This window comes from Pseudomonas sp. Z3-6, from assembly GCF_051131985.1.
GTDB classification, from domain to species: domain Bacteria; phylum Pseudomonadota; class Gammaproteobacteria; order Pseudomonadales; family Pseudomonadaceae; genus Aquipseudomonas; species Aquipseudomonas zanjanensis.
The window spans coordinates 3725512-3742083 of sequence record NZ_CP071644.1 but is presented as its reverse complement, the minus strand read 5'-3'; the positions used below and the strand labels follow the sequence as shown (position 1 = coordinate 3742083).

Below are 16572 nucleotides of genomic sequence, written 5' to 3'. Positions count from 1 at the left end.
CAATGGGGTCGAAAAACGAGGCAGTCATTGAGGCGTTAGAAACGCGCGGTTTGCACTACGTTGGGCGAGACCCGCAAAGATGGCTGTCCTTCGCTGGTAATCTGAGCACCAGTGAAGGCGTTCACGGCTGCGAGATTGCGGTTGACCCAGACTTTTTTACGCCGCCCCGTGTGCGTCTCGTTAAGGTTCCTGACGCTCTGCGCCCGATTGCTCCTCATATTGGAGGAGACGGTAGTATCTGCTACCTCGCTAAAGGCACGGTTGTCCTAGATTTCTTTGACCCCATAGGACAAACGTTGCGCTGTATTGAAGAGGCGCAAAGCGTTCTGGGCAAAGTCCTTCGTAAGGAAATGGTAAAGGACCTAAGCGAGGAGTTTTTTGTTCACTGGTACGCGGGGCAGTGCATCTTCGATGTCCAAAAACCGAACCTCGGGGAGGTCCCCGGGTTCTGCCTGCTTGCGCGTGGAGGTGGACGCTTTCCAGTTATAACTGACGATCTTGCTGTAACCTCACTCAAGCTTGATGTCATGGGCTTCGAAGCAAAGCGTGAGCGCGTCCCCGCGTACATCGTGAAATCGAACATCGAGCCTAGGCCAAGTCAGAAAGACTGGCCTCCCAAAACCGTGGCCGAGTTTTTGGATTGGCAACGGCAACTGGACAGCCGCTGTGCAAGGAAGGTCGAACAGCGCATCAGCGAAGCGTCCCGCCTGACAGATAAGGATGCTCTCATCATCATCAAATCGCCGCGATTGCGATACGGCGTCCATGTCCATTTTGATCAATCGGTTTTACCCGCTGAAAAGCTAGCAGCCACTCGTGGAACTCGGCGTCTGTACAGCTACAAAATCACTCGACTCCATGCCGTGCGCCTGGATAACGCATACTTGGCTCAACGCAATATTCCTGGCATGAGAACGCTGGCCGGTAAGAAGATTGCAGTCATAGGCTGTGGAACAATAGGTGGCTATCTCATCGATGCTTTGGCAAAAGCGGGGGCTGGTACTGGCGGTGGCCAACTGACCATTGTCGACTACGAGGTCCTTGGGCCACAGAACATCGGCCGACACCGTCTTGGTATGGCACATATCTTTGCGAATAAGGCGTCCGGAATGCGCTTAACGCTTCAGTTCGACAACCCTTCCGTGTCGGCTCGCGCTTTGGAGGTCGATGCGAGGGATGCTCATCTGGGACCAATAGACCTACTGATTGATGCCACGGGTGAAGAGGCTCTTGGCCACTGGTTAGCGGTACGTTATGCCGACGAAGTTCCGATGCTTTCAGTATGGATCGAAGGGCCTGGGATCGCCGTACGTGGGCTGATGAAGAAACCAGGCTCAGGTGCTTGTTACCGGTGCCTGTGCAATCACCAACGCGCAGGAGGTTTGCCTACCGTTGAGGGGACAGTCCCGACACTGATGGCAGGGCATGGATGTGAAGGCTTGTATGTCCCGTTCCCGGCTACCGTCTCTCTTCAGGCGGCCGCGCTCGGAGCCGAGATGGCACTGGCGTGGGTTAATAATGCAGAAGCTCCAGCGCTGCGAACCAAAGTTACAAATTCGGCGTACGTACTAGCTACCCCTGACTGCGATGTGGTGAAGGCGAAGGGGTGTCCAGCTTGCAGCATTTGACAGATTGGGGCGCCAATGAAGGGCGCTTTTTGATACATCTCCAGCCTAATGTGATGTCGGTGTTCGACGCTCACGTCCAGCGGAAATTTTCGGCCCCAGAGAATGGCGGCATCCTTTTGGGTACCGTGCACGGGCTGCATATTGAGGTCGTTCATGCAACCCCGCCGTTCCCTACCGATAGGGGGACGCGGTGTAGCTTCGATCGGAGCTCAGAAGGCCATACTGAGGTGGCAGATTGGTTGTGGCGGGAGAGCAAGGGAACCATTCGATACATTGGTGAATGGCATACCCATCCGGAGGACTACCCATCCCCATCGGGGATTGATCTAAGGGAGTGGAAAATCTCAGCAGCGAAGCGTAAGGATGGTCGGCCACTGCTTGGGCTGATTGTAGGTCGGAAGGGTATCTATATCCAAAGCACCTTGGCAACGGGCCGAGCCCTGGTATACAGCGCCCTTGTATCCACTAGCTGCGTACGGCCTTAGCTCAGAGCGCTCGAGCTTTTTCATCATGTATATATAAGCCCAGTTGCAGCTCCCAGTCCGCTGAACGGCCCGCGGGGAGCTCAGACCATAACGGGAAAAGCGCCTGAATAACGCCGAACGCTAGCCTTTTCGCTGCGGAATATCCAGTACGTTAGCCATTCTTTCCCTGAAAGGGTATTACCCTCAAGCTCCATTCCGTAAAGCCAAGGGTCCAAGAGGCGAACGGTACTGCATCATCTCAGGTGGTAACAAGCGTTACGGCATTTGATTGGCTGTCGCAATGGGCGAGCTTACGCTTTTGACAGAAATCTTGAGCCGGGATCACTGTGGGAGCTTTATCGCTGCCAAGCTTCTTCGCATGCAGTTAGAGGGCAGGGCGGATGCCCCCCCGCCTGCGTTACGATGTCACATCCCGAATATTCAAAGATTCATGCCGCTTTTGCTTTTGAGCGTTTAGCTTTGGGGCAGGCGGAAAGTTCAGTCAGGCGTGTCCTCGTCGACTCAAGGATGAGATGGGAAAGTTCAGGATCATCGACAATTCGCGACATTGTTACCGCCCCGATCATGGACGAAAGTGTAAAGATTGCATCAGTTTTTGCCAATTCAGGGCCTCTGAGGTGGCAGCGCTTAGCCATGAGTTCGATCAGCCCTTCATATCCCAATGTTGCTGCGCGACGAGTGGCTTCACTAGCACGTGCTAATTCACTGCCCATTGCAACCAAGGGGCTGCCGCCCAAATGATCGTCTCGGTACTCCGCGGAAAGAAAGTCTTCGACATGCTTCAAAAATGTCTCATCACCACCTTCAACTGCGATCTCAGCGGCGCCGACGAGTTCGTCCATGCTGACAGCACAGGCTTCAGCAACTAACTGCTCTTTAGACTCAAAATGGCGGTAAAAACCACCATGAGTGAGCCCCGCAGCGGCCATTATTTCTGACACGCCCGCTGCATGGATTCCGTTGCATTTGAACACTTGGGACGCGACGTTCACGATCCGCTTCCTTGTTTCTGCTGTTTCTGCTTTTGATTTCCTCATTTTCAACAGTCTCTCCTGTCAGCATGGCGTTGCGGCTCCGCGGGGCAGCAACCGACCATAAAGATTAAAGTTTCTCAAAACAATCTAATTCCTTAAACTAAAATTTGGTCTCATTTCGTCATCTATGAGGGTTCTATCAACTCCTGATGCCCCGAGAATTCTCGGCGTCCATCTAGCATTCACGGCCGTAGAAATCCCGCTATTACTCCTCTCCGGCTCGATCGCCGTCACCAGCGGGCTTACATATTTACCCGACTGCACCACGGTTCAGGACCGAGGAGAAAAGGTCATCGAATCCACGTATGGCCAGGTGGCTTCGCTACCAAGAGGGGTGTTTCATCATCAAAGGCAGCGGACGCCGACCTCATTCATGTTCTTACCTTGCCAGTTTCGGAAACCCCACCAGCTGCAGCTAGCTAAGCGTTGGGGGCCTCATTCGCCTCCAACGAGCATGGCAGTTTCGTCTCGGATTGAGTCAGAGGCGCACAAAAAAAACACTCGTATTGCCGCTCGAGGTCCTTGCGAGCCCGGTGAAACTTTGTTAGCTTGCCTGAAAATGTCATCGATAACATTTTGCTCGAACAACAAAAACAAAACAGAGGCCACGTCATGAAAATGCTCCCGAAAACCTTGTGTTTACTGGCTGTCAGCATCTCCCTCGGCGCTCAAGCAGCCGCCGATCCCAAGCCCCTCCGCATCGGTGCGTCCTTCCAGGAAATCAACAATCCCTATTTCGTCACCATGAAGAACGCTTTGGAAGAGGCCAGTGCGACCATTGGGGCGAAGTTGATCATCACCGATGCTCGCCACGACGTCTCCAAGCAGGTCAGTGACGTCGAAGACATGCTCCAGAAAGGCATTGATATTCTGCTGATCAACCCCACTGATTCCGTTGGTGTGCAATCTGCTGTCAAATCTGCTCACGACGCCGGCGTAGTGGTCGTTGGAGTAGATGCCCAAGCCGATGGTCCACTTGACTCATTTGTAGGCTCCAAGAATTTCGACGCCGGGTTCCAGGCTTGCGAGTATTTAGCCAAGAACATCGGCAGCAAGGGCAACATCGCCATCCTCGACGGCATCGCCGTGGTGCCAATCCTCGAGCGGGTACGCGGTTGCAAAGAAGCTGTGGCTAAGCATCCCGACATGAAGATTGTCAGTATCCAAAACGGCAAGCAGGAGCGTGACCAGGCGCTATCAGTCACCGAAAACATGCTGCAAGCTCAGCCGACTCTTAAAGGCATTTTCAGCGTGAATGATAACGGGTCCCTCGGCGCGCTATCAGCCATTGAGGCCAGCGGCTTGGACGTCAAGCTGGTTAGCGTCGATGGTGCGCCGGAGGCGGTCAAGGCAATCCAGAAACCCGGCAGCAAATTTATCGCCACCTCTGCTCAGTTCCCCCGCGACCAGATTCGCCTGGCGTTAGGTATCGCCCTGGCGAAGAAGTGGGGCTCGCAAGTCCCCGCCACCGTGCCGGTTGACATCATCTTAGTCGATCAGACCAAGGCCAAGGACTTCAGTTGGTAAATCGCCCAAGCCCCACGCAACCCGTGGGGCCCAGGTTATCCTTCTGAACGAGAGGTCGCTGTATGAGTAGTCTTCTGAAGCTGGAAAATATCTGCAAAAGTTATCCGGGCGTACAGGCGCTCAAGTCCATCTATCTGCAAGTAGAGCGTGGCGAAATCCATGCCTTGCTCGGGGAGAATGGCGCGGGCAAATCGACGCTGATGAAAATCCTTGGCGGTGTCGAGCATCAGGACGAAGGGGAGATACTGATCGATGGGCGAGCGCAGCAATTTGCAACCTACCGTGACGCGATTGCTGCAGGTATCGGTATTGTATTTCAAGAATTCAGCCTGATCCCCTACCTCACGGCGGTAGAGAACATTTTCCTCGGCCACGAGTTGAGCAATAGCTTCGGCCTGTTACGCAAGCGCGAGATGGTCAAGGCTTCTGAAGTGCTGTTCAAACGCCTGGGGGTGACCATCGATCTGCAATGCGCGGTCAAGCACCTGAGCGTGGCCGAACAGCAGTTTGTTGAAATCGCCAAAGCTCTGGCTCTGGATGCGCGGTTGCTTGTGCTCGACGAACCCACTGCAACTCTGACGCCGAGCGAGGCCGAACTGCTGTTCGACATCATGCGAGAGCTCAAACGCCAAGGCGTGGCAGTGATTTTTATCTCCCATCACTTGGAGGAAATTTTCCAGGTCTGCGATCGTATCAGCGTGCTGCGTGATGGCGGCAATGTTGGCGTCACCGATGTGGCTGACAGCGATATCGACCGCTTGGTGGAAATGATGGTTGGTCGACGCTTGGAGTGCAGCTTTCCGCCCAAACCGACCACTCCGCGCGGGCCGCTGGTGCTGGACGTAAAAGACATCCAGCTAGTGCGCAACGGTCCACATAACCAATTCCAACTGCACAAAGGCGAGATTCTCGGCTTCGCCGGGTTGGTTGGTTCGGGTCGCACCGAATTGGCGCTGGGTATGATGGGCGCGCTGCCGTCGGTAAGCAAAGACGTGTGGCTGCGTGGTGAAAAAGTCACCCTCGGGGACCCGGCCCAGGCCCTGGCTCACGGCATCGGCCTGCTTCCAGAAAGCCGTAAGAGCGAAGGTTTGATCACCGATTTCAGCATCCGAGAAAATATCTCGCTGAATAACCTACCCAAATACCAGAACCTCTCGGGCCTGATCGACAAGGGCCGTGAGTGCGCCAGCGTCGACGGCCTGATGAAGCAATTATCGATCAAAGCTCCCAGCGGCGAAAGTCGGGTGCTCAATCTCAGCGGCGGTAACCAGCAAAAGGTAGTCATTGCTCGCTGGATCGACCATCACTGCGATGTGTTGGTATTCGACGAACCCACCCGCGGCATCGATGTCGGTGCCAAGGCCCAAATCTACGCACTTATGCGCACCCTCACTGAGCAGGGCTACGCAATCATCATGATTTCCTCCGAACTGCCGGAGATTATCGGCATGTGCGACCGCGTCGCCGTGTTTAACAAGGGCGCTATCGTCAAGGTATTGGAAGCGTCTGCTGTCAACCCGCAAGAGGTCATGCGCTATGCAACAGGGGGCTCAAGTGAATATGTCCATTAATCCCAGCGAAACCAGCCGACTACGCCTGAACCTGGCGCAGCTGGTGCGCTCCCCGGCCTTCTATCCCTTTGTCGGGCTGCTGGTCGTCACTCTGGTGATGATCCTCGCTAGCGATACCTTCTTGACGGCAAGCAACCTATCAAACATAGCCCGCCAAGTCTCGATCAACGCGATCATTGCAGTGGGTATGACCTGTGTAATTTTAACGGGTGGCATTGATCTTTCGGTGGGGCCAGTGATGGCGTTGTCCGGCACTTTGACTGCTGGTCTGATGATCGCTGGCTTACCACCAGGTCTGGCGATTGGCGCGGGAATGTTGATTGGTCTGGCCTTCGGCATTGGCAACGGTTTGTTCGTCGCATACCTGCATATGCCCCCGATAATTGTCACTCTGGCGACGATGGGCATCGCTCGCGGCCTGGGTCTGATGTACACCGACGGTTACCCAATTTCCGGTTTGCCGGATTGGTTCGGATTTTTTGGTCGCCAAAGCCTGTTGGGCATTGAAGTGCCGATCCTGATCATGTTGGTCACTTACTTCGCGGCCTATGTACTGCTGCAACACACGCGAATTGGCCGCTACATCTACGCGATAGGCGGTAATGAAGAGGCGGTGCGTCTGTCCGGGGTCCGTGCGGCCCGCTTCAAACTACTGGTTTATGGCATCAGTGGCTTGACCGCCGCGATCGCCGGCCTGGTGTTGACCTCACGCCTCATGAGCGGCCAGCCGAACGCGGGCATCGGCTTCGAACTGGATGCGATTGCAGCAGTTGTGTTGGGCGGTGCCTCGATTGCTGGTGGGCGCGGCGTGATTGTCGGCACTTTGCTCGGCGCGATGCTGCTGGGAGTACTGAATAACGGTTTGAACATGCTCGGGGTCTCGCCCTACGTCCAGAGCGTGATTAAGGGCGGGATCATTCTATTGGCGATTTATATCAGCCGTCAGCGCCACAAATAAGCGAGTTATAAAACGCGTCACCGTAACGCGGCCATTATGGTCGCGGCGGAGGCCCTCATCTTGAATAAAGGTCAGAACACCATGGATAAGCACAAACAAATGCAAGCCGTCGTCTGCCACGGCCCCAAAGACTATCGCTTGGAGCACATCAGCAAACCCCAAGCACGCCCCTATGAACTGGTGATTCGCATCGCCGCCTGCGGGATTTGCGCCAGTGACTGCAAATGCCACTCGGGTGCTGCAATGTTCTGGGGTGGCGACAATCCATGGGTCAAGGCGCCAGTGGTGCCGGGGCATGAGTTTTTTGGCTACGTGGTGGAGGCGGGCGAGGGTGCCGAGGAGCACTTTGAGGTCAAGGTCGGCGACAAGGTGATTGCCGAACAAATCGTGCCATGTGGCAAATGCCGTTTCTGCAAGTCCGGTAAATACTGGATGTGCGAAGTCCATAATATCTTCGGCTTTCAACGCGAAGTGGCTGAAGGCGGCATGGCGCAGTATATGCGTATTCCCAAAACGGCCATCGTACATAAGATACCGGAGTCGGTATCCCTGGAGGATTCGGCGCTTATAGAACCGATGTCCTGTGCGATTCATACCGTCAACCGTGGCGACATTCAACTAGATGACGTACTGGTGATCGCCGGTGCCGGTACCTTGGGCCTGTGCATGGTCCAGGTAGCGGCCTTGAAAACTCCGAAGAAACTGGTGGTGATCGACATGGTCGACGAGCGTCTGGAACTGGCGAAAAAATTCGGTGCCGACGTGGTAATCAACCCGTCCAGGGACAACGCCCGCGAAATCATCAACGGTCTCACCGATAACTACGGCTGCGATGTTTATATCGAAACTACCGGTGTGCCCGTGGGCGTGACCCAGGGGCTGGAGCTGATACGCAAGCTGGGACGTTTTGTCGAGTTCAGTGTATTTGGCGCCGAAACCAGCGCTGATTGGTCGATCATCGGTGACCGTAAGGAGCTGGACGTACGCGGCGCGCACTTGGGACCGTATTGCTACCCGGTGGCCATCGATCTGTTCGAACGCGGCCTAATCACGTCCAAGGGCATCGTCACCCACGACTTCCCGCTGGATAACTGGGCCGAAGCGTTCGAACTGGCCAATTCGGTGAAGTCGATCAAAGTGTTGTTGAAACCGGTCCAGCCATTCCATGAGTAACAGTATGCAATACGTCATCGGCGTGGACATTGGCACGCAAAGCACCAAGGCGCTGCTGGCAGATGGCGAGGGACGGGTCATCGCCCAGCACAGCCAAGGCTATCGTGTGGATACCCCCAAAGTGCGCTGGGCAGAGCAATGGCCGCAGGTCTGGCTGGACGCGGTCGAAAGTTGCGTCGCCCAGTGCATGGCCAAGGCCGGTGTCGCAAGGGAGGGAGTCAAAGCTCTGTGCATCAGTAGTCTTTACGGCGGCTCGGGGATTGCCGTGGATGCACTGATCAAGCCGCTGCACCCGTGCCTGATCTGGATGGATCGGCGAGCGGGCGAGCAGGTGGAGTGGGTGCGTGAGCACGTCGACCTGGAGCGTCTGTTTCAGGTCACCGGCAACTCGGTGGACAGTTACTACGGCTTCACCAAGATGCTCTGGCTCAAGCACCACCAGCCCGAGATCTGGGCCAACACCCGCTACCTGCTGCCGCCCAACAGCTACATCAACTATTGCCTGACCGGCGAGCTGGCGGTGGATCACAGCAGTGCGGGCAACATTGGTGGCGTCTATGACGTGACCGCGCGCGGCTGGTCGGCCGAGATGCTGGAGGCGCTGCAGATTCCGTTGGCGATGATGCCCGAGCGCTTGCTGTATTCCGGCGAAGTGGTTGGCGGTTTGCTGCCGGAGTGGGCGGGACGTCTGGGCTTGCCAGCGGGGATACCGATCCTTGCGGGTGGTGTTGATGCCGCCATGGCGACCCTGGCGGCCGGGGTCACGCAGCCGGGCAATCACGTGGCGATGATCGGCACCAGCATGTGCTGGGGCTATCTCAACCAACAGGTGGACGCGCGGCATGGTCTGGTGAGTATGCCTCACGTCTACAACGGCCATCAGGATCTGTACATCTTCGGCGGCGCGATCACGGCCGGGGCCTCGATCAGTTGGTTTCGCGAACAGTTCTGTCAGGCTGAAGAGCAACAGGCGCGGCAGAGTGGGGAAGACAGCCTGTGGTTACTGGAACAGAGCGCCGAGAAGATCCCGGCGGGCAGTGAAGGGCTGTTGTTCCTGCCGTACCTGATGGGTGAGCGCAGCCCGGTGTGGGACGACCACGCCAGCGGCAGTTTCGTCGGCCTGAACTTGTATCACAGCCGTATCCACCTGTATCGGGCGGTGTTGGAAGGAGTGAGTTTTGCCCTGCGGCACAACATCGAGGCGGGCACGCAGGGCGCGCATTCTCTCGATCCACGACTAATAGTGGTGGGCGGGGCGAGCCATTCGGATTTATGGATGCAAATCATCGCCGACATCACTCGTTACCCGGTGTACACCATTGCCCAGGAAGTGGAAGCGGCCCTCGGCGCCGCGTTACTGGCCGCCCACACCGTGGGCTTGGTGGACGACCAACAGATGCAGCAAGGTTGGGTGCAACTGAAAAAACGGGCGCAGCCAATCCCAGAAAACGTCACGACTTATGACCTTGCCTTTGCCGATTACCTGCGCCTGTATCCAGCGTTGAAACCCATCATGCACAGCCTGCAAGCGTTATAGGGGAAGGTATATGAGCAGCATTCGCTTCGATTTCTGCGAAAAACGCATTTTGGTGACCGGTGCCAGCAGCGGTATCGGTCTGGAAATTGTCAGGCAGTTGCTGGCTTGTGGGGCCGAGGTGTTTGCCATGGGACGCAATCGTGAAGTGTTGCGTTTGTTGCAGTCCGAAGGCTGTGAAGCGTTACCGGTTGATGTCGCTGACAGCGAGGCGTTGGAGCGGGTGCTGCAAACCTTGCCGGTGATGCACGGACTGGTCAATTGCGCAGGTATATCAGTGCTGGAAGCGGCTCATGAAATCACCGCTGAAGGATTTGATCGGGTGATGGCCGTTAATGCCCGGGCGGCAGCGTTGATTGCCAGTCGGGTCGCTTCAGTCATGATTGATGGACGGGTCCGCGGGTCCATCGTCAATCTATCGAGCCAGGCGTCAGTGGTGGCCCTGGAGGAACATTTGGCCTATTGCGCCTCGAAGGCAGCGATGGATGCAATGACCCGAGTGCAATGTACCGAGTGGGGCCGCCACGGCATTCGTGTCAATAGCGTCAATCCGACGGTAACCCTCACGCCCATGGCAGAGCGGTACTGGGCATTACCTGAAAAACGCGACCCGGTGCTGGCTGCAATTCCTTTGGGACGGTTTGCCGAGCCCGCAGAGGTTGCGTGGCCGGTACTGTTTCTACTCAGCAACGCGGCGAGCATGATCAGCGGCGTCAGCCTTCCAGTCGATGGCGGATACACGTGTCGTTAATCCACTCACAATCTTTTACAGGACTGCGACGTTTATGATCTCCAAGCTGGAACAACTCAAACAAATGACCACCGTGGTTGCCGACACCGGCGACTTCGAAGCAATCGCTCGCGTTAAACCCGTTGATGCTACTACCAATCCATCTCTGCTGCTGAAAGCCGCGGCCATTCCCGGCTATGCCGAGTTGCTGAGTGCTTGTGTTCACGACTGCAAGGGCGATGTAGGTTTGGCCAGCGACCGTTTTGGCGTAGCGGTAGGGCAAGAAATTCTGAAGGTTGTACCGGGCCGTATCTCCACTGAAGTGGATGCTCGCTTGTCGTTCGACACTGACGCCGTCTTGATGCGTGCGCACCGTCTGATCGAACTGTACGACAAGGCCGGCGTTGGTCGGGAGCGAGTGCTGATCAAGATCGCCTCCACCTGGGAAGGCATTCGCGCCGCAGAGCAGCTGGAGCGTGAAGGCATCCAGTGCAACCTGACGCTGCTGTTCTCCTTCGCCCAGGCCGCCGCCTGTGCCGATGCAGGGGTATTCCTGATTTCGCCATTCGTGGGCCGTATTTACGATTGGCACAAGAAAGCCAATGGCAACGATTACACCGGCGCGGATGATCCGGGCGTGCAATCGGTGACGCGCATTTACAACTACTACAAGGCCCATGACTACAAGACTGTAGTCATGGGCGCGAGCTTCCGTAACCTGAATCAGATCGAGCAATTAGCCGGTTGTGATCGCCTGACTATTAGCCCGGAGTTGCTTGAAAAACTCGCCGCCGACAATGGCAAGCTTGAGTGCAAGCTGACAACAGACACGGTTGCTGAGCCCCGTCAGAGCCTGACCGAAAGCCAGTTTCGCTGGGAATCCAACGAGGATGCCATGGCGACCGAGAAGCTGGCCGAGGGTATTCGCCAGTTCGCTCGCGACCAGGAGACACTCGAAGTTTTGCTCGCAACTAAAGCCTGATCCTGACCTAACGAACGACCTGGTAGTTCAACGGCTACTTAGTCGTTCTTCTTTTTTGTTCCATCGACTCTCTGGAGATTAGCGATGCCAAGCCGTCGTGAGCGTGCCAACGCCATTCGGGCCCTCAGCATGGATTCCGTGCAAAAGGCCAACAGCGGCCATCCCGGTGCCCCCATGGGTATGGCGGATATCGCCGAGGTACTTTGGCGTGACTACCTGAAGCACAGCCCGAGCAACCCATCGTTTGCCGACCGCGACCGCTTCGTACTGTCCAACGGTCACGGTTCGATGTTGATCTACTCGCTGCTGCACCTGACCGGCTATGACCTGTCGATCGATGACCTGAAGAGCTTCCGCCAACTGCACAGCCGCACCCCGGGCCACCCGGAATACGGCTACACCCCAGGCGTGGAAACCACCACCGGTCCGCTGGGCCAGGGCCTGGCCAACGCCGTGGGTTTTGCCCTGGCCGAAAAAGTCCTGGCCGCGCAATTCAACCGCCCAGGCCATAACGTCGTCGACCACCACACCTATGTGTTCCTGGGTGATGGTTGCATGATGGAAGGCATTTCCCATGAAGTCGCCTCCCTGGCCGGCACCCTGGGCCTGGACAAGCTGATCGCGTTCTACGACGACAACGGCATCTCCATCGACGGCGAAGTTGAAGGCTGGTTCACCGACGACACCCCCAAGCGCTTCGAAGCCTACAACTGGCTGGTGATTCGCAACGTCGACGGCCACGATCCGGAAGAGATCAAGATTGCCATCGAGACGGCTCGCAAGAGCACCCAGCCGACCCTGATCTGCTGCAAGACCACCATTGGTTTCGGCTCGCCGAATAAGCAAGGCAAGGAAGACTGCCACGGCGCTCCACTGGGCGCCGAGGAAATCGCCCTGACACGCGCCGCGCTGAAGTGGAGCCACGGTCCGTTCGAAATCCCGGCCGACATCTATGCCGAATGGGACGCCAAGGAAAAAGGCCGCGCCCTCGAAGCCGAGTGGGACCAGCGTTTCGCTGCCTATTGCGCCGAATTCCCTGAGCTGGCCAACGAGCTGGGGCGTCGCCTCAGCGGCGAATTGCCGGTCGACTTCGCCGAGAAAGCCTCGGCGTACATCGCTGAAGTCGCCGCCAAGGGCGAAACCATCGCCAGCCGCAAGGCCAGCCAGAACACCCTGAACGCCTTCGGCCCATTGCTGCCGGAACTGCTGGGCGGTTCCGCCGACCTGGCCGGTTCCAACCTGACCCTGTGGAAAGGCTGCAAAGGTGTCAGCGCCGAAGACGCCAGCGGCAACTACATGTACTACGGCGTTCGCGAGTTCGGCATGAGCGCGATCATGAACGGCGTCGCGTTGCACGGCGGCCTGGTGCCTTACGGCGCCACGTTCCTGATGTTCATGGAATATGCCCGCAACGCCGTGCGCATGTCGGCGCTGATGAAGAAACGCATCTTGTATGTGTTCACCCACGACTCCATCGGCCTGGGCGAAGACGGCCCGACGCACCAGCCGATCGAGCAACTGGCGAGCCTGCGTTGCACGCCGAACCTGGACACCTGGCGTCCCTGCGATGCCGTGGAATCGGCAGTGGCCTGGAAATACGCCATCGAGCGTAACGACGGTCCGTCGGCACTGATCTTCTCCCGCCAGAACCTGCAGCACCAGAACCGCGGTGCCGACCAGATCGGCGACATCGCTCGCGGCGGCTACGTGCTCAAGGACTGCATCGGCGAGCCTGAGCTGATCCTGATCGCCACCGGCTCCGAAGTCGGCCTGGCCGTCCAGGCTTATGACAAGCTGACCGAGCAGGGCCGCAACGTACGCGTGGTGTCCATGCCGTGCACCAGCGTGTTCGACGCCCAGGATGCCCGTTACAAGCAAGCGGTGTTGCCGCTGCAGGTCAGTGCGCGGATCGCCATCGAGGCTGCCCATGCCGATTATTGGTACAAGTACGTGGGCCTGGAAGGCCGCGTGATCGGCATGACCACCTACGGCGAATCGGCGCCAGCACCGGCGTTGTATGAGCACTTCGGCGTTACCATTGGAAACGTGCTCGAAACGGCGCAGTCCCTGCTGGCCAAGTCGCCGGTGGAGGAATAACCATGCGAGCAGATGTCGATCGCGAACCCCTCGATACCAGGGCGACGCCACTTACAGCGAAGTCGCAGCAGCCTTCCACCAAGCATTATCTGCAACCGCTAGATGCAGCCAGCCTGCCGTCCTGGCAGGCTCTGCAAAAGCACCACCTCGCCATGCAGCGCTTCAATATGCGTGACGCATTCGAGGCTGACGCCGGACGTTTCAACGCTTTCAGCGCGTCCAGTTGCGGCCTCTTTCTGGACTACTCAAAGAACCTGATCACCGGAGAAACTCGCGATCTGTTGATCCAGCTGGCTCGAGAATCGGGACTCGGCGAGGCAATACAAGCGATGTTTGCCGGCGAGCCGGTCAACGCTTCTGAATGTCGTCCAGCCTTGCATACGGCGTTGCGTCGCCCTGTGGGTGATCGCTTGATCATGGACGGACGTAACCTAATGCGCGACGTCCATGACGCCCTTGGAAATATGACCGAAATCGTTGGCCGGATTCATAACGGGTTATGGCGTGGTCACAGTGACAGAGCCATCACAGACGTAGTAAATATCGGCATTGGTGGTTCCTTTCTTGGGCCGGAACTGGTGTCTGAGGCGCTTTTGCCATACCGCCACCCTTCGGGTGTGCGCTGTCACTATCTGGCGAACATTGATGGCAGTGAATTCCATGAATTGACTACACGTCTCGACGCCGATACGACACTGTTCATCATTTCCAGTAAATCTTTCTCGACCCTGGAAACTCTGAAAAACGCCGAAGCGGCGCGTGCTTGGTATCTGAATAGCGGCGCCAACGCGCAAAAGCTCTACCGACACTTCATCGCCGTCACCAGTAACAACCAGGCGGCCATTGACTTCGGCATTTGCGAGAAAAATATCTTCCCGATGTGGGATTGGGTTGGTGGTCGCTATTCGTTATGGTCCGCTATCGGTCTGCCTATTGCCCTGGCAATCGGCATGACCAACTTCAAGGAGTTGCTGTCCGGCGCCAATGCCATGGATCGCCATTTTCTTAACGAGCCGTTCGAAAGCAATATGCCCGTGTTGCTGGCGACACTTGGTATCTGGTACCGCAACTTTTGGGATGCCCAGGCCTATGCGTTCTTGCCTTACGATCATTACTTACGAAATTTCGTGAAGCACTTGCAACAAATGGATATGGAGTCCAGCGGAAAGAGCATTCGTCAGGATGGCTCGGCAGTCTCCTGCGAAACCGGGCCTGTAATTTGGGGTGGTGTCGGCTGTAATGGGCAGCATGCGTATCACCAACTGCTGCACCAAGGGACGGCGCTGGTACCGGCTGATTTTATCGTCCCGGTCGTGAGTCACAATCCGCTGGCCGACCACCATCATTGGTTGTATGCAAACTGCCTGTCGCAGAGTCAGGCGTTGATGTGTGGCAAAAACTTGCAGGAGGCCGAGGCCGAATTGCGAGCCAAAGGCCTCTCTGAAGTCGACGTACAACGTCTCGCCCCACACAAAGTAATCCCCGGCAACCGTCCCAGTAACACCCTTGTGATGGAAACCCTTGATCCGCGACGCCTCGGCGCATTGATCGCGCTGTATGAACACAAGGTGTTTGCACAAGGCGTGATCTGGGGGATCAATTCATTCGATCAATGGGGGGTTGAATTAGGAAAAGAGTTGGGATCGGGTGTCTATAGCTGTCTGACAGGTTTTGACCCGCCGCCGGCCGCCGATTGCTCGACTCAGGGCCTGATCGATTATTTCCGCAGACGTCATCGCGGGTAGATTTCACAATATTGAGCGGGTTAACCGCTCCCCGGTCTTGGAGGACGGTGAAGACAGCGCAGTCAGGGAGTGGCTTACCGCGCTCAGCCGTTTTCCAACTCACCTGCGATCACCACCTTATCGCGAGGTTTCTGCGGATGTTTCAGACGGTCCAGCAGCAGCTGGACCGCGCTGCTACCAGCCAGAGATGCATCATGAACGATACAGGCGATTGGTATCCCGAAGATATCGGCGAAGGGTAGGCGGTCGATACCGCAGATTGTGATGTTGTCATGGGGTATGTTTCGGGCGCGCAATGCTTTCAATGCACCCAACGTAATCAGCTGGTTGAAGCCGATGATCGCGTCCGGTACGGGCCGGTCGTGCAAGTAGGCAAGTGTGTCTTGATAGGACGGTTCAAGAGTGTAATCGCCCGGGTATACATCGATCTGTACCGTCGGATGTTCCGTCAGCACAGCGTACAACCCTTTGAGTCGTTCCACGGTAATCCGTGAATGTTCAGGACCGGTCAACACTAGCAATCGCCTCATGTCGGGGGCGTGGGTCAGCAAGTATTGCGCGGCCTTCAAGCCGCTACCGTAGTTGTCCAACACCACTCGACTAAAAGTACTGTCATGGATCGTGCGGTCCAGGAGCACCACTGGTGTCTTGCCACTACTCAAGCGCTCGAGGTAAGCGGGTTGATAATCTGGCTCGTCCGACACCGGCGACAGAATAATCCCGGCCACCCGATAACCTAGCAGGGTGGCCACGGCACTGTTTTCCAAATCTTCAAGCTTATCGGTGTCCACCAGCATGATGGTGTAGCCGTGCTTCTTCGCCTCTCGGGAAATGGCCTTGATCATTTCGCTGTAGAAGGGGTTGTCCACCGACGCGGTGATTACGCCGATGATCAGGCTTTCGCTGCGTTTGAGCCCTCGAGCAAACGCGTTGGGCACGTAGTCCAATTCACGGGCTACTTCAAGGATCTTCGCGAGCGTGGATGGCTTGAGCAGGTTTGGCTGGATAAAGGCCCTTGAAACCGTGGTGGTGGTCATGTTGACCCGTTTGGCGATGTCGCTGACGGTGACGGTTTTCTTCTTGTTCATCAGGTTGTAGGGCGTGTGCC

Annotated in this window: 13 protein-coding genes; 11 read left to right on the top strand and 2 right to left on the bottom strand. The window is 56.7% G+C overall.

Going from position 1 to position 16572, the window contains the following annotated elements:
* Nucleotides 1-2 precede the first annotated feature (2 nt).
* Together J3P88_RS16700 and J3P88_RS16695 are read left to right on the top strand one after the other, a co-directional pair.
* Complete coding sequence (locus J3P88_RS16700; protein WP_434570351.1) at nucleotides 3-1628, top strand: ThiF family adenylyltransferase; 1626 nt, start codon at nucleotides 3-5, stop codon at nucleotides 1626-1628.
* A 53-nt stretch (nucleotides 1629-1681) separates the two neighbouring features.
* Complete coding sequence (locus J3P88_RS16695; protein WP_434576510.1) at nucleotides 1682-2113, top strand: Mov34/MPN/PAD-1 family protein; 432 nt, start codon at nucleotides 1682-1684, stop codon at nucleotides 2111-2113.
* A 428-nt stretch (nucleotides 2114-2541) separates the two neighbouring features.
* Here the strand turns inward: J3P88_RS16695 and J3P88_RS16690 are convergent, their stop codons facing one another.
* On the bottom strand, nucleotides 2542-3150 hold the full coding sequence (locus tag J3P88_RS16690) for a TetR/AcrR family transcriptional regulator (protein ID WP_434576507.1): 609 nt from the start codon (nucleotides 3148-3150) through the stop codon (nucleotides 2542-2544).
* Between the two features lie 609 nt (nucleotides 3151-3759).
* Between J3P88_RS16690 and J3P88_RS16685 the strand changes: the two genes are divergently transcribed.
* The 9 genes from J3P88_RS16685 to pgi all read left to right on the top strand — a co-directional run bounded on the left by J3P88_RS16685 (nucleotide 3760) and on the right by pgi (nucleotide 15464).
* Entirely contained in the window at nucleotides 3760-4674 is a 915-nt protein-coding gene (locus J3P88_RS16685; protein WP_434570349.1) for a substrate-binding domain-containing protein, read from the top strand.
* Between the two features lie 62 nt (nucleotides 4675-4736).
* Complete coding sequence (locus J3P88_RS16680; RefSeq protein ID WP_434570348.1) at nucleotides 4737-6245, top strand: sugar ABC transporter ATP-binding protein; 1509 nt, start codon at nucleotides 4737-4739, stop codon at nucleotides 6243-6245.
* Entirely contained in the window at nucleotides 6211-7203 is a 993-nt protein-coding gene (locus tag J3P88_RS16675) for an ABC transporter permease (protein WP_434570346.1), read from the top strand. Before J3P88_RS16680 ends, J3P88_RS16675 begins: the two co-directional genes overlap by 35 nt.
* 81 nt (nucleotides 7204-7284) lie before the next feature.
* Nucleotides 7285-8376 (top strand): alcohol dehydrogenase catalytic domain-containing protein, encoded by a 1092-nt coding sequence (locus J3P88_RS16670; RefSeq protein WP_434570344.1) that lies wholly within the window; start codon nucleotides 7285-7287, stop codon nucleotides 8374-8376.
* A 4-nt stretch (nucleotides 8377-8380) separates the two neighbouring features.
* On the top strand, nucleotides 8381-9913 hold the full coding sequence (locus J3P88_RS16665; protein ID WP_434570342.1) for an FGGY-family carbohydrate kinase: 1533 nt from the start codon (nucleotides 8381-8383) through the stop codon (nucleotides 9911-9913).
* A gap of 10 nt (nucleotides 9914-9923) precedes the next feature.
* Nucleotides 9924-10661, top strand: coding sequence for an SDR family oxidoreductase (locus J3P88_RS16660; protein ID WP_434570340.1), 738 nt, complete (start codon nucleotides 9924-9926; stop codon nucleotides 10659-10661).
* Between the two features lie 34 nt (nucleotides 10662-10695).
* Nucleotides 10696-11622, top strand: a complete 927-nt coding sequence (tal, locus tag J3P88_RS16655; protein WP_434570338.1) for a transaldolase — start codon at nucleotides 10696-10698, stop codon at nucleotides 11620-11622.
* An 84-nt stretch (nucleotides 11623-11706) separates the two neighbouring features.
* The gene (gene tkt / locus J3P88_RS16650; RefSeq protein WP_434570336.1) at nucleotides 11707-13719 is read left to right on the top strand and encodes a transketolase; all 2013 of its coding nucleotides are present in this window, start codon (nucleotides 11707-11709) and stop codon (nucleotides 13717-13719) included.
* A 2-nt stretch (nucleotides 13720-13721) separates the two neighbouring features.
* Complete coding sequence (gene pgi / locus J3P88_RS16645; protein WP_434570334.1) at nucleotides 13722-15464, top strand: glucose-6-phosphate isomerase; 1743 nt, start codon at nucleotides 13722-13724, stop codon at nucleotides 15462-15464.
* An 83-nt stretch (nucleotides 15465-15547) separates the two neighbouring features.
* Here the strand turns inward: pgi and J3P88_RS16640 are convergent, their stop codons facing one another.
* On the bottom strand, nucleotides 15548-16552 hold the full coding sequence (locus J3P88_RS16640) for a LacI family DNA-binding transcriptional regulator (protein ID WP_434576504.1): 1005 nt from the start codon (nucleotides 16550-16552) through the stop codon (nucleotides 15548-15550).
* Nucleotides 16553-16572: the final 20 nt, after the last annotated feature.

Bases quoted from the DNA above. Each gene is read 5' to 3' on its own strand.
- J3P88_RS16685 (WP_434570349.1), top strand. From the start codon at position 3,760: ATGAAAATGCTCCCGAAAACCTTGTGTTTACTGGCTGTCAGCATCTCC.
- pgi (WP_434570334.1), top strand. From the start codon at position 13,722: ATGCGAGCAGATGTCGATCGCGAACCCCTCGATACCAGGGCGACGCCA.
- J3P88_RS16670 (WP_434570344.1), top strand. From the start codon at position 7,285: ATGGATAAGCACAAACAAATGCAAGCCGTCGTCTGCCACGGCCCCAAA.
- tal (WP_434570338.1), top strand. From the start codon at position 10,696: ATGATCTCCAAGCTGGAACAACTCAAACAAATGACCACCGTGGTTGCC.
- J3P88_RS16700 (WP_434570351.1), top strand. From the start codon at position 3: ATGGGGTCGAAAAACGAGGCAGTCATTGAGGCGTTAGAAACGCGCGGT.
- J3P88_RS16690 (WP_434576507.1), bottom strand. From the start codon at position 3,150: ATGAGGAAATCAAAAGCAGAAACAGCAGAAACAAGGAAGCGGATCGTG.
- J3P88_RS16660 (WP_434570340.1), top strand. From the start codon at position 9,924: ATGAGCAGCATTCGCTTCGATTTCTGCGAAAAACGCATTTTGGTGACC.
- J3P88_RS16680 (WP_434570348.1), top strand. From the start codon at position 4,737: ATGAGTAGTCTTCTGAAGCTGGAAAATATCTGCAAAAGTTATCCGGGC.
- J3P88_RS16640 (WP_434576504.1), bottom strand. From the start codon at position 16,552: ATGAACAAGAAGAAAACCGTCACCGTCAGCGACATCGCCAAACGGGTC.
- J3P88_RS16695 (WP_434576510.1), top strand. From the start codon at position 1,682: ATGTCGGTGTTCGACGCTCACGTCCAGCGGAAATTTTCGGCCCCAGAG.
- J3P88_RS16665 (WP_434570342.1), top strand. From the start codon at position 8,381: ATGCAATACGTCATCGGCGTGGACATTGGCACGCAAAGCACCAAGGCG.
- J3P88_RS16675 (WP_434570346.1), top strand. From the start codon at position 6,211: ATGCAACAGGGGGCTCAAGTGAATATGTCCATTAATCCCAGCGAAACC.
- tkt (WP_434570336.1), top strand. From the start codon at position 11,707: ATGCCAAGCCGTCGTGAGCGTGCCAACGCCATTCGGGCCCTCAGCATG.